We start from the raw sequence: 21433 nt of genomic DNA, 5'->3' as shown, positions 1-21433 counted from the left end.
AACCGGAGAAAAGTTTAGATGCTCAATCGCCAACCTAAACTCATAAACCTCCTAAACTTCTAATCCCTAATCTCTAATCTCTAACCTACTTTTCGTATTGCTCCGCATAATACTCCTTATAGTGCCCGTTCACCACATCTTCCAGCCAACCCCTGTTATCCAGGTACCAATCGATCGTTTTTCCTAACCCTTCTTCAAACTGCAGCGAAGGGAGCCAGCCTAATTCATCTTTTAGTTTTGTGGCGTCGATGGCATAGCGCAGATCGTGGCCTGCACGGTCTTTTACGTAAGTGATCAATTGTTCGGATGTGCCTTCAGGCTTGCCAAGTTTGATATCCATCTGCCTGCACAATTCCCGGATAAGGTCAATATTGGTCCATTCGTTGTGCCCGCCGATATTATAGGTTTCACCGATCCTGCCTTTGTGGTAGATCAGGTCGATGGCACGGGCATGATCCTCTACAAACAGCCAGTCGCGAACATTTTCGCCTTTGCCGTAGATGGGAAGGGGTTTGTTGTTAATGATATTATTGATGCTGAGCGGTATCAGCTTTTCCGGGAAATGAAAAGGCCCGTAGTTGTTGCTGCAATTGGAAATTTTCACCGGCAGGTGATAGGTATGGTAAAACGCTCTCACAAAATGATCGGATGATGCTTTCGATGCTGAATACGGGCTTCGTGGATCGTAGGCGGTGTTTTCGTAAAAGAAACCTGTTTCGCCTAGTGAACCATATACCTCATCGGTAGAAATATGATAAAAGACCTTATTGCTGTAATCGCCTTTCCAGCTTTCCTTAGCTACCTGGAGCAGGGTGGCCGTTCCCAAAACATTGGTGCGCACGAATGCCAGCGGATCGGTGATGGAACGGTCGACATGGCTTTCGGCTGCGCAATGAAGCACTCCGGTAAACTGATGCTGCTCAAAAAGCTGCTGCAAAAGCGCCATATCGGTAATATCCCCTTTTACGAAAGTATAATTAGCCGCGTCTTTTATATCCTGCAGGTTATTGAGATTGCCGGCATAAGTAAGCGCATCAAGATTTACAATTTTATAACCCGGGTATTTATTTACAAAAAGCCTTGTAAGATGTGAACCGATGAAACCTGCCCCCCCGGTTATGAGTATTCTTTGCATAACTGAAATTATCTGTAAATTTACAAAAATAAAAACTCTACCTACCTTATTCAAGATTAATTTCATCAATATTTATCCTGGTTTATGCAGATAATGTCTTTTTGGGACTATGTGTTACTTCCTGTCTATTATTTCATCCTGAGCAGGCTGGTGCATATGTACAAAAGAAAATATCTCAGCCATTCCAAAGAACTTCAGTTTTATTTCACCTGGTGCTTCCGGCTAAAGATGTTGTGTGCCGTAACATTCGTATTACTTACCCAGTATTATTTCAAGATGGGCGATACGATGATGTATTTCGACGAAGGGGTCAACCTCCATAAATATTTCTTCAAGGACCCCGCCAACCTCCGGTTCTTATTTGCCCCCTGTACCGATTACTGGGATTATAAAGTATCGGTCGGCAATACGGATTACGAGGGTTATCTTTTAAACGAAGGCAATTTCATGCCGATGCGCCTCGTGGCATTCCTGAGTTTTTTCGCCTTCAGGAATTTTACTGCAATCACCCTTATTTTCAGTACGTTCTCCTTTTTCGGGTTATGGAAATTGTTTGAGGCTTTTGTGAAGTTATACCCGAAGCTGAAACGCAAGATGGCCCTTTCCTTTCTTTTTTTACCGAGTGTTATATTCTGGTGCAGCACCATCCTGAAAGATACCATTTGCATCACCTGTATCGGCATGATCCTATTCTCTTTTTTTGAGGTCATATACTGGGATAAAAAGGTCCGCGAACATTTATTCCGGCTCGTATTTTTCAGCTTCATCCTTTTTCTTACCAAGCCCTACATTGCCGTGGTGCTGATACCTTGCTGCTTTATTTTATTCATGTTGAATTATAAAGAGCACATCACCAACCCGCTGGCAAAAAAATTGTTCATCCCTTTTTTGCTGGTGCTGTTGTGGGGAGGCCTGTATTTAAGCAGTTCGGCACTGGAGACGGTGCTGGGAGATTTTACCTTTACGTCCATGACGGAGAGTATCGAGCGGAAACAAAAGAGTTTTGAACTGATCGCCAAAAACGATGGCGGCTCATTTTTCGAGATCGGGGAAATTGTACCTACGCCTATGGGATTGCTGAGCCTTGCTCCCAAGATCATTAATGCTGTTTTTTTCCGCCCATACCTTTGGGAAAGTTCCAACGCCATCATGTTGTTTTCGGCACTGGAGAGCCTGGCGTTACTGATGTTATTCATCTATACACTCCTTCGGGCGAAGTTCATTTATTTTTTCACCATCTTATTCACCAATAACGTGGTGATCTTCTGCTTTATATTCAGTGTGATCTTTGCATTTTTTGTAGGGATATCCACACCCAATTTCGGTTCGCTGGTAAGGTATAAAATCCCCTGCACCCCTTTCTTTTGCGCCATGCTGATGATCATCAGCAGCAAGATCAGGAAGTCAAAGAATTGATCATTTCAAGAACACGGCTGTTATCGATCACTTTTTCCCATTCATGTTTTTTCATGTCGGGGTTTACATAATTGAAGTTACGGATACCGGCGAGCGTGAAATTTTTAAACTCCTTGTCAAGGAAATAAAAAGATGCAGCCGATGCCTTTTCAAAATTGCGTACCCACTCGTACTCATTGGAAATCACTTTAAGTCCGCAGGCGCAATATTCGAGCAGTTTTGTAGAAGTCTGGATATTGAAGGGGTATATATCCGGGATATAGTTCAGCCCGTAGCTGCATTTTGCCAGCAACCCGGGTATCTTGAGGTAATCCACTTTACCGGTAAAGATGATGTCCGGATCATTTTTAAACATCCTGGATAAATAAGCCGGCGGTTCACCGATCATCAATATTCGGGATTCTTTCAGGTGTTCGCGGAAATGAAGCAGGAATTCGTCTACCCTCCGTATCTTATCCATGTTTCCCAGGTAGCAGAAATCGTATTCCTTAGGTGTATCCGCAGGCACTTCGAAGAATATCTCATTAACGCCCATATCCCTCAATCCGTAAGGGACATCGTCGCGGAAGTTCATTCTTTCCCGCACCTGGTCGTTCAAAAAAACGCGGATATCGGGCTTCCGGGTGATGATCTTTTTAAAGGAATCTTTGATTTTCGCGAAGGGCGGAATGGACAAGGAAGTGTAATCATGGATCTTGATCACATTTTTCTTTCGCGGCCTGGTATCGATGCCCATGAAGTGCCATTCGATGTGATATTCTGTTGTATCCAGTTCTTTGAGATCGGAAATATTGACGGTATTAAATCCCCTGGCCCGAAAGTAATCGGTATAAGCCTTTAGTTCCGGCAAATATGGGTTGTGGGGTAAAATGAAAGCTATTGTCCGCATGCGATTTATATGATTGTACCTGGGTAAGCATCCTGGTAGTACTATCTGTTTTTTTAAGTGTTAAAGAAGCGCAGGATATGGGTTAAAATCCGATCCATTTTTCATACCAGAGCTGAAACGTCAACATGTACCAAATCTTCCGCTCATTGATATTATTTTTTTTGTAAAAATTATCCAGCAGCATTTTTACCCGCTCCCAGTTAAATACCCCCTGCTTTTTTATCCGGTCCTCATTCAGGTATTCGAATACGAAGTCCTTCAGTTCATCGTTCAGCCATTTGGTTACCGGGATGGCAAACCCCATCTTAGGACGATCGGTAAGTTCTTTCGGGATATAGTTGGCAAGAATCTTTTTCAGCAGGTATTTCTTTTCGCCATTTTTTATCTTCAGTTCGCTGGGCAGCTGCGCTACAAATTCTATCAGCCGATGATCCAGGAATGGCTCACGCCCCTCGATACTCGCACTCATCGTTGCCCTGTCAACCTTCACCAGTATATCATCGATCAGGTAACTGTTAAAATCTTTCGCCAGCAGATTCGACAACATATCATTGAACAAAAACGGTTTGGGTTTAAACCCGAAGTCCAGTTCCCCCGGTTTCATGAGCCGCCTGATCTCCTTTTCGGTAAATACCTGCGAAAAGATCAGCCCGCTGTCATAAATATCTTTAGCTTTTAATAATTTAAAAAATTTATTTTTAATCGTTTCCGCATTCTTCACGGGAAGCGCCTTCGTTACCAGGTCGTGGCCGCTAAGTCTTTCAAAGGCATTAGCGACCCTTTTTACAGGTGCCGGTATGCGTTCAAAACGCCGGTGGCGGTTTACCATTGTTACATAATCTTCATACCCGCCAAAGAGTTCATCGCCACCATCCGCGCTCAATACTACCTTCACGCTTTTTGCCGCGATCCTGCTCACCAGTATGGTCGGTATAGCCGAGCTGTCGCCGAAGGGCTCATCGTACACACTTGATAATACCGGAACGATCTCAAGTGCATCCTGGGGCGTACAATAATACTCCGTATGGTTGGTCCCCAGGTATTTCGCTATTTTTTTGGCATGTACCGCTTCGTCGTATTTTTTTTCATTGAACCCGATCGTAATCGTATTCAATTTAGTAGCGCTTTCTTTTTGCAGCACGGCAGTAACAAGGCTGCTGTCCAGGCCGCCACTGAGAAAAACACCTACCGGCACATCGGCCAGCATCCGGTATTTAAAGGAAGAAACCAGCAGCCCGGTCGTTTGCTTAATGGCTTCCTCTTCAGAAATATCCAGTTTTTCTTTTGCAAAAAAATCATCGGCCGACCAGTACCGGTGTTCCGATACCAGCTTTGCCGGCAATGTTAATTTCAGGAATGAACCTGCATTGAGTTTATAAGTATCCGCAAAAATGCAATTGGGCGTTTGGATATACCCGATACCTAAAAATTCAGCGATAGCGGAAGGATTTAATTCCTTTGTAAAATCCGGGTGTTGATGAAAGGCCTTCAATTCGGAAGCGAATAACAACAGGCCGTTTTTCCAATGATAATAAAGGGGCTTCACGCCTACGCGGTCGCGTACAAGATATAATAGTTCTTCCGCCGTGTTGTAAGCCGCGAAGGAAAACATGCCGATCAGTTTGGTAAACGCGTGTTCGCCCCAGTGGTCGATGGCCGTTGCAAGCACTTCGGTGTCGGAGCTGGTAAGAAAGCTCCGTCCGGCTGTTTCCAGCTCAGCCTTCAATTCCAGGTAATTGTATATTTCTCCGTTGAAAACGATCTGCCAGTCTTTCAGGCGAAAAGGCTGGTTCCCGTTTGCGGAAAGATCGATGATGGATAACCTGCGGTGGCCCAGGCCTATATTACATTCTGAGGTCATCTGAAATTCATATCCCCCCGAATCGGGCCCCCGATGACTAAGGGTATCCGTCATCCGCACCAGATGCTCACGCTCCGTTCTTTTATTAAAATCTATGAACCCCGAAATTCCACACATGTACTACTGTATTATTTTATCAAACAAAATTTCATACGTCTGCATTATTTTTTTAATCCCGAACTTGTTGATAATGATAGATTTTATCAGCTCACTATCAAACTGAACAGTTTGCAGCCCGTTAAGCGCCTCTGTAAAATGGGCCGGCGTATTCCCTGTTATCAATATTCCTGTTTCGTAAGGTACGATCACTTCTTCATCCACACCGGGCACTTTGAATGCGATGACCGGTTTGCCTAAAATACCCGCTTCCAGCACGATATTAGGAAAACCTTCATTGTATGTACCCAGCAACACAAAATTACAATCCGCAATATACTCATTTGTATTGGCGACAGTGCCTTTAAATACCACTGAATCCGAAATTCCGAGGATGGCGGCTTTATGTTCCAGTTGCGCCTTTTCGGGGCCATCGCCCAGGATGATGAATTCGAAGGGATGGCTGTAAGAAGCCAGCGCTTCCAATACCCGCATATTTCCTTTCCCGGGATCGAGCCGGCCGATAGAAAGGAAGCGGATCTTACCCGTTTTAAAAAGTGCTGGTAAAGGCACCGGCAACTGTGGAACCGTTACTGGGTTAGAAACGATCTGCAGCTTTTCAGGCCGCACATGGTACATCTTTTCCAGGTCGGCAGCCATTTCCCGCGACTGGCAAATGATCCGGTTTACGTTGTTATATAATTTTTTTACAAGGAAATTATATAACCGCCGGAACGGGATATTCTTATTATTACCCGACAAAACCGACGTTTCCCTGCAAACAAAAGCAATTTTCGGGTGAAATATTTTCAGAAAGGCCATCAGGATATTGAGATCCTGCCCGTTTGAAAAAACGATATCGGGTTTTTCTTTTTTGAATACGGATTGGATGGGGAAAAAGATGCTTTTTACATGATCTTTTTGAAGGTCGATCACTTTTACCGCAGGGTTGGTGATAGGATAAAAAGCCTTTTTTGTATTCACGCATACAAGTACTACCTCAAATCCTGCAGGATCGAGGTTCTGGCAAATGAGTGATAAAACTTTTGATGCACCGCCACAATGCAGGTTGGGAACAATAAAAAGGACCTTCTTTTTCATCAGTTAAATATGCCGGATCTACCCCGCGAGTTTTTTTATGGCCTCATATTTTTTCGGGAAAACCCATTTCAGGGCAGGAAAAAGCAGTTTGTAATTCCTGTATACAAACGAATTAAGCGTAAGCTTTGGTGCATTGAATAAGGTGAAGTGCAATTTTTTTTCTTTTCGCACGTATTGCAAAAGTTGCCCGAATTCTTCCCGGCTTTTTAATAATACCGTCGAGTTCCTGTTCAGGTATTCGCTGTAGATTCGTTTCCGCCACTTTTCGAGATCTTTAACCTTATTGAGCTCCCGGGCATACCGGCAGGTATTTTCTATAAACTCGAGGTTATTCACGTGGGCCTCGTAGGTCATGAAGCCGGAGGCATTGGAATCGTGCTTTCTAAAAATGTATGAAGGTTGATTGATGAATGCGGCATTACCGTTCAGGATCAGTTTGAGGTTGGCCTCATAATCCAGCGACTGCGCTTTTGATCCGAATATATCCGCTTCTATCAATTGCCGGCGATCCATCAGTACAGCACCCCATCCGGGCAACAGCCATTCGGGGAATTTTTCGAAAAGCTCCATCCCAGGCATAAATTCTTTTTGAAATACATGCCCGGAATCATCCTCTTCTATTATGCCGCTATCGTTGAAAAGGGTAGCATTTTTTGCCGCTACCAATACTACATCGGGGTATTTATTGATGAGTTCAACCGCTTTGGAAATGAAGGAGGGGCAGCAGAGGTAATCATCGCTGCTGATATAACTCACATACTTTCCGGTAGCCCGATCCTCTGTAGCCAGCTTGAAGTTGGGGATCATCCCGATGTTCACTTCATTTACAAAATATTTTATGCGTGGATCAGGGAGATACTTCTGCAGGACCTCCCGGGTATTGTCCGTACTGTGATTATCGCTGATCACAATTTCGAGCCGGGGGTAATCTTGCGCAAGCGCCGATTGTATGGCCTGTTCAATATAATGCGCACGGTTATATGAAGTAATGATGATACTGATCAGCGGCTGTGTCATTAGCTAAAAATATTTTAGATTCCGTTTTGCGGCCGCCTTTTTTTCTGCAACATGAGCAGCAGGTTTTGCCTCAGGCTTTTGGTAAATAAAAGCGTGGCCCCTACGGTGATCATACCCACAACAGTCAATATGCCTAACTGTAACACATAGGGGCGGATGGCTCCAAACGGAATGAAATATCTTGCAAGGTAAACCATTGTGAAGGATACACCAAGCGGGATGATACAATCATATAAATACCAGTGCAGTTTTTCCCCTTTCAGCAGGCGGTTAAATATAAGGGAAGGGGTAATGGAAAAATACAGCACGTTTACTACCGCCCAGGATATGGCACCACCCAGCGCCCCGTAATTCAACGAAAAACAGATCGTAAGGGGTATCATGAGGCACAGAAAAAAGATATTCTGGTAAAATCCAAGCTTCGTCCAGCCATGGGCCAGGGTAAGCTGGTAAGGGATATTCAACAGTCCGTTGAACCCTGTACCTACGGCGTACACCGAGGCGACGAGCCAGGTGTTTTCTACCGTTTCCGCATTATGCGTCCAGATAAATATCAGTTCCTTGCTAAAAAAACAAAGTACAAAGGTTGCCGGCAATACCAGCACACTCACCAGCTGGCAGCCCTGGTGGAATATATTTTTCAGTTCTTCGCCCCTGTTGAGGCCTGTGAGCGCCGAAAACCGGGGAAAATAAGATTGAGAGAGCGGCCCGATGATCTGGTAAATCATTAAGCCAAGCGTACAGGCCACAGTATAATACCCGAATTGCTCCAGTGACAACACCTTGCTTAATATGATCTTATCCACCTGTGTAAGCAATACGGCGGTAAGGCTGATGCCTAACATCCCTGCGGCAAAACGCCAGATGTTCTTCAGTTCGCTTTTATCATAAACGGGGGCAGATGGCGAAGCCGGCAAAGAACGCCACAAGGATATTTTCATGGAGAAAGCCTGAAGTACAGACACAAAAAGTGTCCAGCAAAAAAAAGCAAGTATGCTCCGTGATATGAAAATAAGTACCAGCAGGGCGCCTGCGCTCTTCAACGTGGCAAAGAATACCCGGTTGAGGTTGAGCATTACCTGGCGTTGGAGCCCCAGTAACCCCCCGCTGTAAAAACTGGTCGGAAACTGGAACACCATCGACACGCTCAGCAGGATAAAAGCATAAGTAACCGTCTGCGTGCTTAATTCTTTGGGTTGTACCCAGTAATTTGCGAGCAGGGGCGACAGGCACAATGCGATGAAACCTGCGGCGAGTGCCATTATCCAATAAATATTCCCCAGCGTTTTTACAAGATTGCGCATCCGCTGCTCATTGCCTGGTGTAGCATTCATGCGTGCCATTTCCTTATTGAGGGTGGTACTTAACCCGCTGTCGAGCAGAGAAAGTACCACCTGCAGGCTGGCGAAAATGCCGATAAGACCATATCCTTCCGCACCTATATATTTCAGGTAAAGCGGCACAAATATGATCCCTATCAATGCGGACCATCCATTGCCCGCAAAATTGGCGATAATATTTGCTTTTAAAGAAGTAGTGTATAAGATCTTTTTGAGCAAAAGACTATTTTATTTTTTTGATATAACACGAAGGCCAGTAAGTGATACGTTCATCCACGATGCTTTCATTGAAAGGGAACGGAGGTTCTTCAATGATGAAGTCGGGGTTTTGCGCCACAAATTCAATAGCCGCGGCTTTAGGGTTGTTCCAATCCCAATCGTCGCCGGTACGGTCGAGCCCTTTCACCAGTTCCATGATACCATCGGTAGCCACAATGTATGAACCTACAGACACCATCGGCGCGTAAGCATTCAGTTCATCCAATACGTGTTGTTTGGTGTGGTTGGAATCGAGGATCACCAGTACGGTTTCACCTTCCTTTATCCTGCTTTTCACATCGCTTACTATTTCCGGCGCCGTGGAGCTGCCTTCCACCATCTGGATATAATCTTTGTATAAAAAATGTTCTTCTATCGCTTTCCTGTTGTGCGGCCTGATCTCGATGTCGATGCCGATGATCCTTCCTTTTTCCATTGCTTTGCAAAGTGATGCATAAAATATGAGCGATCCGCCATGGGCAATACCCGTTTCAACGATCACATCCGGCTTGAGGTTAAAAATGATCTCCTGGATACGGATCATGTCTTCAGGAAGCTGTATCACCGGGCGCCCCATCCAGGCAAAACTGTATACATACTTGGTTTCCCAGCCTGATTTTAACCAGATATCACTGATGATCTTAAACCCTTCTTTGGAACCCAACGGGTGGGTCACGTTGTTTTTTTCATCAATCACTAACTTGTTATCGGTATCGATCTTATACATTATTATTCTTTTTTAAAAGTGTGGGAATATATTCTTCAATATTTTTTGGACAAAAATCAAACTCTGTTCTTATACGCTTTACGCTGATCTCCGGAAAGATCACGTCCGGTGCGTTTTCCTTTACCGTAACGGAGAATGCAGTGTGTTTACTGAACAACGTTACCAGGTCGGCATTGGAAGTATTGATGCCGGAAGCTACGTTATATACCTGTTGTTTTCCGTTGACAGCGATTTTCAGCAACATATCCACGGCATCCTGGATATGCAGGTAATCCTTCGCAGACCGCAGCGAAGATTGAAAATGAAAACTTCCGCTCTGCCGGATCTCCCGCACCAACACCGTTAGAAAATTTTCGGATGCCAGGTCGTTGCCTACAATATTAGACAGGCGTGCGATCTTCACATTACGGCCGCTCGATAAACATAAACGCTCACCCGTAAGTTTTGTAAGCGTATATAACTCATCTGCCTCCCAGGGTTTTATCAGGATCGGTGAAGTTTCCTCCACTTTTTTTTCGGCAGAGTTGATATATACCCTTGTAGAGGACAAATAGGTAAGCGAGCGGAATTTTGCCTGCTGCAGCACTTCACTCAATACAGTGATGTGCGCATCTACGGTTTCAAAAGGCTTAGCCCTGAAATCCGCCGTCATTCCTATGCAATAGATAACATCGCCCAATTCTTTATCTGCCGGCAATTCATTTCTCCGGGGCGCGTACACTTCTTCGCCAGCCGCTTGCAGCTGCTGCAAAAGATGTGAACCGATATAACCTGTTGCGCCTAAAATTGTGATCATTGTTTAACTTCTGAATTTTACGAGTGTCAACGGGTTACCAACATATACCCCGTATTCTTCGGTAGTGCCGCTCACCACCGCAGCCGCCCCGATGACCGTTCCTTTCCTGATATGTGCGCCATCCAGGATGATCACCCCTGCGCCGATCCAGACATCGTCTTCTATGATAATTCCGCCCTTGCTTTCTTTAAACCGTTGCTCAAGGATGGTTTTATCCTTCGCCATGTATTGATGGTTGACGGGTGCAAATGTACAATTTGCAGCAATCAATACATGATCGCCGATCGTGATACCATTTCCTGAATAGAGTACGCATCCGGAATTGACGTAGGAATTATTGCCGATACGTATATCGCCTGCGCCGCCGGTGAATTTTATTTTAACGAATGAATCGATCATGACATTTTCTCCCACATACAACCGGCTGCCCCGGGAGGAAGTTTCTATGTCTGCCATAGAAGATATCTTTGCTGATGCCGATATTTCGTTCATGTTATATTATTTCGAGGGCCGGAACCGCTACTACGAATTTCCCTCCCCATTCTTGGATATATGCCAGCTGCGAAGTAATTTCTTCGCGGAGGTTCCAGGGTAGAATCACCACGTAATCCGGCCGTTCGTCTTTTATCTTTTGCTCGCTGAAGACCGGAATGTGTACACCGGGCAAATATTTGTTCTGTTTGTGTGGCGAAGCGTCTGTTACAAATTCCAGCAGGTCTTTTTTGATACCGGCAAAGTTGAGCAAAGTGTTCCCTTTTGCCGCGGCTCCATACCCCGCCACTTTTTTACCATCGTTCCTGGCGTCGATCAAAAACCTGGTAAAATCATTCTTCACTTTTTCCGCTTTTTCCTGGTAAGACAGGTATATATCCAGGTCGGCCAGCCCGAAATCCTTTTCCTTCTGCAGCATATTGGCTACATTATCCGAAACGATCTTTTGGGCATCTTCTGCATGTTTGGCAAATATGCGCAGGGAGCCGCCGTGAGTAGGCAGTTCTTCCACATCAAACAACTCAAGCCCGGCAGTTTCGAATATTTGTTTTACCGCGATAAGCGACAGGTAAGAAAAATGTTCGTGGTAAATGGTATCGAACTGGTTCTTGTCGATCAGCTGAAGCAAATGCGGAAATTCGAACGTGATGACCCCTTTGTCTTTCAGCAATATCTTCAGTCCGCCGGCAAAATCATTGATATCCGGAACATGCGCCAGTACGTTATTTCCCAGCAACAGGTCGGCTTTGATACCCTTCGCGGCCAGCGAGGTGGCGAGTCTTACGCCAAAAAAATCCACTACGGAATCTATCCCCTTTTCTTTGGCGGCATCGGCCGTATTTTTAGTAGGTTCTATCCCTAAAACAGGGATCCCCTGTTCTTTAAAATATTGAAGCAGGTAACCATCATTGCTGGCGATCTCGATCACCTGCGAGTCTTTATCGAAACCAAACCTGGCCGTCATCATTTCCGTGTATGCTTTGGCGTGAGCAAGCCAGCTGGTGGAAAAAGAGGAAAAGTAGGCGTAATCTGAATTGAAGATATCGTCGTGCTTGGCAAACTCATCGATCTGTACGAGAAAACATTTTTCGCATACCAACGTCTTGAGCGGGTAATATACTTCCGGCTCATTCAATTGTTGTTTTGAGAGAAACGAGTTAGAGGGCGGACTAAAGCCCAGGTCAGCAAATTCGTGTGTCAGTTCATTAGTACAGTACCTGCAATTCATACTTTTATGCCTTTAAAATTTTGATCTATCAGTTTATATTCCCGGTCCTTTTGGCTTACCAGCAGCGGATCGAGCGGCCATTGGATCGCCAGGGCCGGGTCATCGAATCTTATTCCTCCATCTGCGCCCGGCGTATACACTTCAGTGTGATGGTAGATAAGCGCCGAATTATCTTTCAGCACCTGGAAACCATGTGCAAAACCTTCCGGTATTAACACCGCCAACATATTCTCTTCGTTCAGTTCTATCCCTGCATACTGCAAAAAAGTAGGCGAACCTTCACGGAGGTCAACTGCCACATCGTACACCGCTCCCTGCACACAACGGATGAGCTTTGTTTCTGCAAAGGGTGGAACCTGGAAATGCATTCCACGGATCGTGCCTTTGCTTTTATTGAACGAATGATTGAATTGTACAAATTCTTTGTTGAACCCAATCTTAGCAAATTCATTCTTGCAGTACGTTCGGGCAAAAAAACCACGTTCGTCTTCCAGTTTCTTCAGGGAAACCGTGTAAAGCCCCGCTATATTGCCGGCGATCAATTCCATTACTGCGCATTTATTTTATCCATATACTGCTTCACCTGTTCCGCAGTGGAAACCTTTCCGGAGGTGTAATAATCTTTGTACCAGCTGATAGTTTTATCCACTGCTTCGGCGGTGTTCCAGGCCGGTTTCCAGCCGAGTCGGGCGATGGATTTGCTGTTGTTCAATATCAGCAATCCCGCTTCATGAAAATTATCCTGCGCCCGGCCGAATTCGATCCTCACTTCCTGCCAGCTTTGCCGGGCGATGGCGGCAATTTCTTCCACCGTCTTAGCTTCATGACTGTAGGGAGAAAAATTCCATGCTTCTGCAAACGCGGTTTCTTCGTTCAATAATTTTGCCCCCAGCAAAACATACCCATATAAACAATCCAGCACGTGCTGCCATGGACGTACCGACCGGGGGTTTCGTATCTGCACTTTTTGGTTTTTCGAAGTTGCTACCGCTATATCCGGCAACAGCCTGTCTTTGCTCCAGTCGCCGCCTCCGATCACGTTGCCCGCTCTCGCGGAGGCAAGTAAGAGGTGATGTTTTGTTTTATAATCGCTGATATTTAAAAAGGAATTACGGTAAGACCTTATCAATATTTCGCAACAGGCTTTCGACGAACTGTACATATCGTAGCCACCCAGTTCATCGGTTTCGATATAGGCTGTTTCCTGCTCTTTGTTGTCGTATACTTTATCGGTGGTGATGAGTACCACGGCCTTCACACTGCTGCATTTCCTGGCTGCTTCCAGCACGTTGAGCGTTCCGATCACGTTGGTTTGATACGTGTTCAACGGATCGGTGTAAGAGGTGCGTACCAGGGCCTGTGCGGCCAGATGGAAAATGATATCGGGCTGCGCCTTGTTTACCGCGGCTTCCAGTGTGCCTGTATCAAGGATATTTGCTTCGGTAAATGATTGTGCCTGCTGCAGCAAACCAAAATGGTTCGGCGTAGTATCGGGCGCGAGGGCATACCCTTCGTGCATTACGCCAAGATGGTCGAAAAAAGCCGCGAGCCAGGAGCCTTTGAAACCCGTATTTCCGGTAATGAAAACTTTTTTATGGTTGTATATTTCCAGCATTTTTAATCCCATATTTTCCATTGTGCTTTACCGCTGTTCCACATTTCTTCCAATTCTATCCTGTCGCGAAGCGCATCCATACACTTCCAGAAACCATGGTGCCGGTAGGCAGCCAGCTGGCCATCGCGGGCTATATTTGCCAGTGGTTCTTTTTCCCACTGCACATTTTCCATTTCGCCTTCGAGGTATTTAAAGACATCATTTTCCAGCACAAAAAATCCACCGTTGATCCACATTCCATCGCCATCCGGTTTTTCTTCAAAATGATTGACGATGCCTTCCTGATCGGTTTCCAGGTTCCCAAAACGGCCCGGTATCTTCACAGATGTAAGGGTAACGAGCTTGCCGGCATTGGAATGGAATTTTATAAGATCGTTGATATCCACGTTGCACACGCCATCTCCATAAGTGAGCATAAAGCGTTCGCCATTGAGGTATTTCCGGATCTTTTTGAGCCTGCCGGCGGTATTGGTGAGCAGGCCGGTATCTACTAAGGTTACTTTAAATGACTCGGTGTTGGAAAAATGTACGTCTATTTTGTTCTTCTCCAGTTCGATGGTCACATCGGAATTATAAAGGAAATAGTTGAGAAAATACTGCTTGATGAACTGCGCTTTATAGCCCAGGCATACCACAAAGTCGTTAAACCCGTGTTTCTCATATATTTTCATGATATGCCAGAGTATGGGCTTGCCGCCGATCTCTACCATAGGTTTTGGCCGGGCCTCTGTTTCTTCCATCAGCCTGGTTCCCAGGCCGCCAGCGAATATTACTACTTTCATTGATCTTTTTTTAAAAGGCAGGTTGCGGGAATATCGCTTCCCGGGTCATGAATGCCTGCCGCCCGTTGCCGGACCGTTTTTAATGTGGCAAAAGTAGGGGTAATTACACAAAAGAAGCGCTTTTGTATCCTTCATAAACGCTACGGATACCATCTTCGAGATCTATGCTGTATTTCCATCCCAGCGTAGAAAGTTTGCTTACATCCATCAGTTTGCGCATGGTGCCATCGGGCTTGCTTTTGTCAAACACGATATTCCCGGAAAAACCGGTGATCTTTTTGATCATCAATGCAAGGTCTCCGATCGACAGATCATGCCCGGTACCCACGTTCACATATCCTTCTTCTTCGAAATTATTCATCAGGAAAATACAGGCTTCGGCCATATCGTCCACATGAAGGAACTCCCGCAAAGGTGCGCCGCTTCCCCATACCGTCACCCCGGGATCTCCGTTGACGGTGGCAGTATGAAATTTACGCAGCAAAGCCGGTAATACATGAGAATTGCTGAGGTCGTAATTATCATTGGGCCCATACAGATTGGTAGGCATAGCGCTGATAAAATTGCAGCCATATTGCGCACGATACGCATCGCACAATTTAATGCCCGCTATTTTGGCAATAGCGTACGGTTCATTGGTAGGTTCCAGCAGGCCAGTCAGCAGGTATTCCTCTTTAAGCGGTTGCGGGGCATTTTTAGGATAAATGCAACTGCTGCCGAGAAAAAGTAATTTGGTCGCCTGGTTCACATAGGCAGCATGGATGACATTTGCTTCCATGATCAGGTTATCATAAATAAAATCGGCGCGATAAGTATTATTAGCCTGTATCCCCCCCACTTTTGCGGCAGCAAGAAAAATGTAAGCCGGTTTCTCTTTTTGAAACAATTCGTTTACCGCCTGCTGGTTGCGGAGGTCTACCTCATCTGACCTTTTCAGTAAAAAATTATTATATCCTTTTGCCTTTAGTGTCCGAAGGATTGCCGACCCGACCATCCCGTTGTGGCCCGCTATATATATCTTATCTGTTAAGTTCATGTTGTATTAACTGATCGTTTTATAATAACCGTTTTCTTTTAACATCAATTGCATGCGCATCAATTCCACATCGGCCGCTACCATCTCTTTCACTAATGCGGGTAAGGTGTATTTCGGCTCCCAACCAAGCCTGGTTTTGGCTTTTGTAGGATCCCCAATCAGCAGGTCTACTTCTGTAGGGCGGTAATAGTGCTTATCCACTGCCACTACCTCCTTGCCTATCGGCAACTGATATTTTTCTTCCGAACAGGAAACCACCACAGCGGTTTCGTTTTCACCTTCACCTTTGAATTCGAGGGTGATGCCTACTTCTTCAAATGCCATGCGCACAAAATCCCTCACCGGTGGAGTGATGCCGGTAGCGATCACATAATCTTCGGCTACATCCTGCTGCAGGATCCGCCACATCGCTTCCACGTAATCTTTTGCATGGCCCCAGTCGCGTTGTGCATTGAGGTTGCCCAGCCAGAGCTTTTCCTGCATGCCGAGCGCTATTTCCGCTACCGCACGGGTGATCTTACGGGTTACGAAAGTTTCGCCGCGTAGCGGGCTTTCGTGATTGAAAAGGATACCGTTGCAGGCATATATATTATACGCTTCGCGATAATTGACGGTAATCCAGAATGCATATTGCTTGGCCACGGCATACGGTGAGCGTGGGTAAAAGGGTGTTTTTTCCGACTGTGGCACTTCCTGCACCAATCCGTACAATTCGGACGTTGATGCCTGGTAGATCCTCGTTTTTCCTTCGAGCCTGAGGATACGGATGGCTTCCAGCAAACGCAAAGTTCCCAGCGCATCAGTATTGCCTACATATTCGGGTGTGTCGAAACTCACATGCACATGGCTCATGGCGCCGAGATTGTAGATCTCATCGGGCTGCACTTCCTGTATGATGCGGATGATGTTCGTAGAATCGGTGAGATCCCCGTAATGAAGTTTGAAACGGACATTTGTTTCGTGAGGATCCTGGTAAATATGATCAATACGCTGCGTATTGATCTGCGAAGAACGCCTTTTGATACCATGTACTTCATACCCCTTCGACAACAGCAGATCCGATAAATATGCCCCGTCTTGTCCTGTAACGCCAGTAATTAATGCAACTTTCATCAGTTATTTGTTTGCTTCAACAGCAGTTTTTAATTTATAAAAGTATTTCGTTTCTGATATATTTTCAGCCACTCTTCGTTCAGCACTCCTTTAAAATCGGCATAACCCGAACTTTTAAAAGTGCAATCCTCAAATACGGTATATCCTGCCAGTAAAGCCAGTTTACCCCAGGTTGCCGGCTTTTTAAAATAAGCGTTGAACCTGCATTTTTTGAACCGGGCATTTCCCGTACTATCCTGCGTTTTTTCCTGCCGGCTCCACATAAATAAGAGACGCTATGCAGGCATTAAAGGTACAATCCAACAACTGCACATTTTGGCCATAAATGCCCGTACCATAGTTCAGGATGTATATTTTCTGTCCCGGTATAGAATCTGTAAAAATACAGTTATTCAACTTAGTTCCGTCAGCTTCGGTAGCGGCATCATAATATAATAATGATGTTCCGGCAATAAAACTGTTCGACACCCTGAATTTCGGCGAAGCAGTATGGAAGGAGTAGTTGGTATTTCCGATGATCCTGCAACTGTCCAAAAGCACTTCCGATGCTGTGAGATAACCACTTGTGACGGCATATCCGCTGTTATTGGCGAATTCGCACGCTACAAAACTCCCTTTTTTGCACAACGCATCACGCTCCGGCTCAATATCTAATCCCGATGCGGGATTCGTTTCTATACGGCCTTTACCATTGTTTTAAAAAAAACATTTGTAAAAACGTACCTCTTCGCCTCCGCACCAGCTGAACCCGTTGCGCCCATTGTAATTGAAAGTGCAGTTGGAAAACGAAATACCCCTTACCGGGATCTTATCGCGGTCTTCAAGGATCATCGGGCCATCTCTTCCCAAATAATTAAAGCTGCAGTTTTGAACCTTTACCGCCTGACTGTTCAATATCAAAAGCCCGTCATGTACACGTTCGTAAGGTTTATTGCCTACTCCCCGGTGTCCGAGCAGGTTGATTTTCTGATTGTTACATTTTTACAACCTGTGCTCCCGCCAGGGAACTCATTATAACCAACACAACTGTCATTAATAATCCAATGCTCCTCATGGGCGAAAACGCGAATTTGCGCAAATCTAGTAAAAAAGTTTAGGGTTTAGAGATTAGGGTTTAGGAGAGGTTTAGGAGTTTACAGGGTTTAGAGGGTTCAAAGAACAGCGATACCTGGCAAACCATCTAAACTCTAAACCCTAATCTCTAATCTCGTAACTTTGCGTCCTATGCATTACGCTTCAGTAGAAAACCTGACCAAATCATTCGGGATCAGGACACTTTTCAGGAATATCACCATTAATATAGAAGAAGGCGATAAGATCGCGTTGGTTGCCCGCAACGGGAGCGGGAAAAGTACGCTCATGAAGATCATCGCCGGGCTGGATACCGCCGATAGCGGAACGGTGTGGATACATAAAGACATCAAAACCGTGATGTTGCAGCAGGACAATGACTTCGACCCTGCCAAAACCATCTGGGACAATGTACTTCGCCTCGATCACCCCGTGGTGAAAGTGGTAAAGGAATATGAGCTTTTTTTGGAGGAAGGTTCTGATGACCACGACAAACTGGGCGAGCTGATGGCAAAGATCGACGATCTCAATGCCTGGAGTTTTGAAAGCGACCTGAAACAGATATTGGGCAAACTCAACATCCATCACCTCAACGAAAAAGTGGGCAACCTCAGTGGCGGACAGAAAAAAAGGGTGGCCCTGGCACAGTCGCTCATTGAGGCACAACTGCACGAAGGAAGATGTTTACTCATACTCGATGAACCTACGAACCACCTGGATGTAGCCATGATAGAATGGCTGGAAGAATACCTGGATGCGGCCAAGATCACGTTGTTGCTGGTGACGCATGACCGTTACTTCCTGGATGCCGTGTGTAACGAAATTGTGGAGATCGACGAGGAAAAGGTATTCGTGTACAAAGGCAATTACGATTATTTCCTGGAGCAAAAAAGCCTGCGGCTGGAAGTGCAGCAGAGCGAATTGCAAAAAGATAAAAACATTTTCCGCAAGGAACTGGAATGGATGCGTAAGCAACCCAAAGCCCGCACCACCAAAAGCAAAAGCCGACAGGATGCGTTTGCCGAAGTGGAAGAGCGGGTGAAGCAACAAAAAGATGTGGCCGAAGTAAGCCTGCAGGTAAAAATGACCAGGCTTGGCGGAAAGATACTTGAGCTTAAAAAAGTGAATAAAAGCTTTGGCGACCTCGTCATCATGAAAGGGTTTGATTACACTTTCAAAAGAGGCGAACGCATTGGGGTGGTGGGAAAAAATGGTGTGGGCAAATCCACATTTTTAAAGATCGCCCTGCAGCAGGAATTGCCCGACAGTGGCAAGATCAACCACGGCGACACAGTGGTTTTCGGCAATTTCAGCCAGGAAGGCCTGGTCTACAAAACCGATAAACGTGCCATTGAATATGTAAAAGATATGGCCGAATATTTTCCGCTGGCAGATGGCACCAAGCTCTCGGCAAGCATGTTCATGGAAAAATTCGGGTTTACTGCCGAGCAGCAATTCACCATGCTCAGTAAATTGAGCGGTGGCGAAAAGCGCAGGCTTCACCTCATGAGTGTGTTGTTCGTCAACCCCAACTTCCTCGTACTCGATGAGCCTACCAATGACCTCGACCTGCAGACATTGCGGACGCTGGAAGAATTTTTACTCGAATACCCGGGTTGCATCCTCATCGTGAGCCACGATCGTTATTTCATGGATCGCATGGTGGATCATTTGTTCGCGTTTGAAGGAAATGGTGTCATCAGGGATTATCCCGGAAACTATACACAATACAGGGAAGCGATGAGCAAAGGTTTGCTGAAAGATATGGACCAGCAGATCATGAAATCAGCACCGGAAGAGAAAGCCACCGACGACAGACCACAGACCTCAGTAAGTACAACGAAGGGTGAGGCTCCGAAGAAACTTTCTTTTAAGGAAAAATTCGAATTTGAAACGCTGGAAAAAGAAATGCCCGCTTTACAGGAAGAAAAGAAAACACTGGAAGAAAAAATGAGTGGTAATCTGCCTTACGATGAATTGCAGAAAGCCGCAGACCGCATCAGTGAGATCATTCAACAACTGGATGAAAAAGAAATGAGGTGGCTGGAGCTGAGTGAGCGGATGTAGGAAGACGACGGACGACCGGCAATTGATTAAGCGATTGAAGACCATGAAAGCAGGTGTTAAGCTTTAAAAATATTTAAATACATTTATTTTCGATCTCCGCTAATCTGTGTAATTCGCTTTAATCCGTGTAATCAAAAATCCTTAAATTGTGTGGCACCCATTAACCCAGCCAGCATGAATAACCGATTTTACTCGCTCGATGTTTTTCGAGGCGCCACTGTAGCCCTGATGATATTGGTAAACAACCCCGGCAGCTGGGGGCATATCTACCCGCCGCTCGAACATGCAAACTGGCATGGCTGCACCCCCACCGATCTTGTTTTCCCGTTTTTTTTATTCGCCGTAGGCAACGCCATGGCTTTTGTGATCCCTAAGCTGGAAGCGGCAGGCGAAACTGTGTTCTGGAAAAAAGTCATCAAACGGACATTGCTGATCTTTCTCATCGGATTATTCCTCAACTGGTTCCCTTTCATCGTGGAAGTGATGCGCCCGGGTATCGACGGGCACCTGGTGCCACAAACGATCGCCAAAGGATTTACCTGGACAGACTATATTGATAAAAACGGGCAAATTGTTGAGATAACAAAAGGCGTGAGGATATTTGGCGTACTGCAGCGCATTGCACTCGCCTATTTCTTTGGTGCGGTGCTGATACATTTCTTCAAGGTGCGTGGTTCATTTGTGGCCAGTGCATTCATATTGCTGGCGTACTGGTTTCTTTGCCTGGCGGCAAATCCGGCAGATCCATTCAGCATCCATGGCTGGTTTGGCACTTCTGTAGACATTAAGCTGGTAGGGGAAAAACATATGTACCATGGCGAAGGAATCGCATTCGATCCTGAAGGTTCGATGAGTGTATTCGGCTCTGTCGTGCAGGTGATCTTCGGCTATCTCGTAGGGCAATATATTCTTGCCAAAGGCAAAACGCCTGAAATGCTCAACGGATTATTCATGACCGGATGCGTACTCATCTTTGCAGGCTTTTTCTGGGACATGACTTTCCCGATCAATAAAAAGATCTGGACCAGCAGTTTCACCGTATACACTACCGGCCTTGCGCTGATGGTGTTGAGCGTATTCATTTATGTGATAGAATTCAAAAACAAACGCGGTGCATGGAGCAGATTTTTTGATGTGTTCGGTAAAAATGCGTTGTTCATTTTTGTATTGAGCGGAATTTTACCAAGACTTATGGGACTGATAAAAGTGCCCATAAATGCAAATTATAAAGCATCGCCGTTTGAATGGTTTTATGCAAAATTGTGCAAGCCCGTTTTCAAAAACGAATTGAATGCCTCACTCATGTATGCCATCTGCTTCATCATCATGATGTGGTTCTTTGCATGGCTGCTCGACCGTAAGAAGATCTACATTAAGGTTTAAAGTTGAAGGT

At 45.4% G+C, this 21433-nt stretch carries 20 protein-coding genes; 3 read left to right on the top strand and 17 right to left on the bottom strand.

Translation table 11 applies throughout. The annotated features are described in order from the left end of the window. Positions 1 to 85: 85 nt before the first annotated feature. The gene (gene rfbB, locus EGI32_RS02880) at positions 86 to 1135 is read right to left on the bottom strand and encodes a dTDP-glucose 4,6-dehydratase (RefSeq protein ID WP_255153860.1); all 1050 of its coding nucleotides are present in this window, start codon (positions 1133 to 1135) and stop codon (positions 86 to 88) included. A gap of 84 nt (positions 1136 to 1219) precedes the next feature. Between rfbB and EGI32_RS02875 the strand changes: the two genes are divergently transcribed. After that, positions 1220 to 2551 (top strand): hypothetical protein, encoded by a 1332-nt coding sequence (locus EGI32_RS02875; RefSeq protein ID WP_255153859.1) that lies wholly within the window; start codon positions 1220 to 1222, stop codon positions 2549 to 2551. Here EGI32_RS02875 and EGI32_RS02870 read toward each other — a convergent pair. The 16 genes from EGI32_RS02870 to EGI32_RS02795 form a co-directional block, all read right to left on the bottom strand. Beyond that, positions 2532 to 3440 carry a glycosyltransferase gene (locus EGI32_RS02870; protein ID WP_255153858.1) on the bottom strand — a complete coding sequence of 303 codons (909 nt, stop codon included), beginning with the start codon at positions 3438 to 3440 and terminating at the stop codon, positions 2532 to 2534. The genes EGI32_RS02875 and EGI32_RS02870 overlap by 20 nt on opposite strands. An 82-nt stretch (positions 3441 to 3522) precedes the next feature. Next, entirely contained in the window at positions 3523 to 5418 is a 1896-nt protein-coding gene (asnB, locus tag EGI32_RS02865; RefSeq protein ID WP_255153857.1) for an asparagine synthase (glutamine-hydrolyzing), read from the bottom strand. A 3-nt stretch (positions 5419 to 5421) separates the two neighbouring features. Continuing rightward, on the bottom strand, positions 5422 to 6498 hold the full coding sequence (locus EGI32_RS02860; RefSeq protein WP_255153856.1) for a glycosyltransferase: 1077 nt from the start codon (positions 6496 to 6498) through the stop codon (positions 5422 to 5424). A gap of 18 nt (positions 6499 to 6516) precedes the next feature. Continuing rightward, positions 6517 to 7515 carry a glycosyltransferase family 2 protein gene (locus EGI32_RS02855; RefSeq protein ID WP_255153855.1) on the bottom strand — a complete coding sequence of 333 codons (999 nt, stop codon included), beginning with the start codon at positions 7513 to 7515 and terminating at the stop codon, positions 6517 to 6519. A 14-nt stretch (positions 7516 to 7529) separates the two neighbouring features. Then, positions 7530 to 9074: a lipopolysaccharide biosynthesis protein gene (locus EGI32_RS02850; protein WP_255153854.1), complete on the bottom strand. Its 1545-nt coding sequence runs from the start codon at positions 9072 to 9074 to the stop codon at positions 7530 to 7532. A gap of 4 nt (positions 9075 to 9078) precedes the next feature. Further along, positions 9079 to 9840 carry a cephalosporin hydroxylase family protein gene (locus EGI32_RS02845; protein ID WP_255153853.1) on the bottom strand — a complete coding sequence of 254 codons (762 nt, stop codon included), beginning with the start codon at positions 9838 to 9840 and terminating at the stop codon, positions 9079 to 9081. Next, on the bottom strand, positions 9833 to 10636 hold the full coding sequence (locus EGI32_RS02840) for an NAD(P)-dependent oxidoreductase (RefSeq protein ID WP_255153852.1): 804 nt from the start codon (positions 10634 to 10636) through the stop codon (positions 9833 to 9835). Before EGI32_RS02840 ends, EGI32_RS02845 begins: the two co-directional genes overlap by 8 nt. Positions 10637 to 10639: 3 nt before the next feature. Beyond that, on the bottom strand, positions 10640 to 11128 hold the full coding sequence (locus EGI32_RS02835) for a DapH/DapD/GlmU-related protein (RefSeq protein ID WP_255153851.1): 489 nt from the start codon (positions 11126 to 11128) through the stop codon (positions 10640 to 10642). 1 nt (position 11129) lies between these two features. Next, a complete protein-coding gene (locus EGI32_RS02830; RefSeq protein ID WP_255153850.1) occupies positions 11130 to 12356 on the bottom strand; it encodes a class I SAM-dependent methyltransferase in 1227 nt (408 codons plus the stop codon). Beyond that, complete coding sequence (gene rfbC, locus EGI32_RS02825) at positions 12353 to 12904, bottom strand: dTDP-4-dehydrorhamnose 3,5-epimerase (protein WP_255153849.1); 552 nt, start codon at positions 12902 to 12904, stop codon at positions 12353 to 12355. The genes EGI32_RS02830 and rfbC overlap by 4 nt, the downstream gene beginning before the upstream one ends. Then, positions 12904 to 13971, bottom strand: a complete 1068-nt coding sequence (gene rfbG, locus EGI32_RS02820; RefSeq protein ID WP_255153848.1) for a CDP-glucose 4,6-dehydratase — start codon at positions 13969 to 13971, stop codon at positions 12904 to 12906. Before rfbG ends, rfbC begins: the two co-directional genes overlap by 1 nt. 2 nt (positions 13972 to 13973) lie before the next feature. Continuing rightward, on the bottom strand, positions 13974 to 14753 hold the full coding sequence (gene rfbF, locus EGI32_RS02815; protein WP_255153847.1) for a glucose-1-phosphate cytidylyltransferase: 780 nt from the start codon (positions 14751 to 14753) through the stop codon (positions 13974 to 13976). Positions 14754 to 14856: 103 nt separating this feature from the next. Beyond that, positions 14857 to 15789, bottom strand: coding sequence for a GDP-L-fucose synthase (locus EGI32_RS02810; RefSeq protein WP_255153846.1), 933 nt, complete (start codon positions 15787 to 15789; stop codon positions 14857 to 14859). Positions 15790 to 15795: 6 nt separating this feature from the next. After that, a complete protein-coding gene (gene gmd, locus EGI32_RS02805; protein ID WP_255153845.1) occupies positions 15796 to 16902 on the bottom strand; it encodes a GDP-mannose 4,6-dehydratase in 1107 nt (368 codons plus the stop codon). Between the two features lie 231 nt (positions 16903 to 17133). Beyond that, the gene (locus tag EGI32_RS02800; RefSeq protein WP_255153844.1) at positions 17134 to 17529 is read right to left on the bottom strand and encodes a hypothetical protein; all 396 of its coding nucleotides are present in this window, start codon (positions 17527 to 17529) and stop codon (positions 17134 to 17136) included. A gap of 69 nt (positions 17530 to 17598) precedes the next feature. Then, complete coding sequence (locus EGI32_RS02795) at positions 17599 to 17751, bottom strand: hypothetical protein (RefSeq protein WP_255153843.1); 153 nt, start codon at positions 17749 to 17751, stop codon at positions 17599 to 17601. A gap of 375 nt (positions 17752 to 18126) precedes the next feature. On the opposite strand from EGI32_RS02795, the gene EGI32_RS02790 reads away from it, so the two are divergent. Continuing rightward, complete coding sequence (locus EGI32_RS02790; protein ID WP_255153842.1) at positions 18127 to 20040, top strand: ABC-F family ATP-binding cassette domain-containing protein; 1914 nt, start codon at positions 18127 to 18129, stop codon at positions 20038 to 20040. Positions 20041 to 20214: 174 nt separating this feature from the next. Then, positions 20215 to 21423 (top strand): acyltransferase family protein, encoded by a 1209-nt coding sequence (locus EGI32_RS02785; RefSeq protein ID WP_255153841.1) that lies wholly within the window; start codon positions 20215 to 20217, stop codon positions 21421 to 21423. The last annotated feature ends 10 nt before the right edge of the window (positions 21424 to 21433 follow it).

The sequence above is a fragment of the Ferruginibacter sp. HRS2-29 genome (assembly GCF_024343615.1).
GTDB lineage: Bacteria > Bacteroidota > Bacteroidia > Chitinophagales > Chitinophagaceae > Ferruginibacter.
This window is presented reverse-complemented; position numbering and strand designations above follow the sequence as displayed.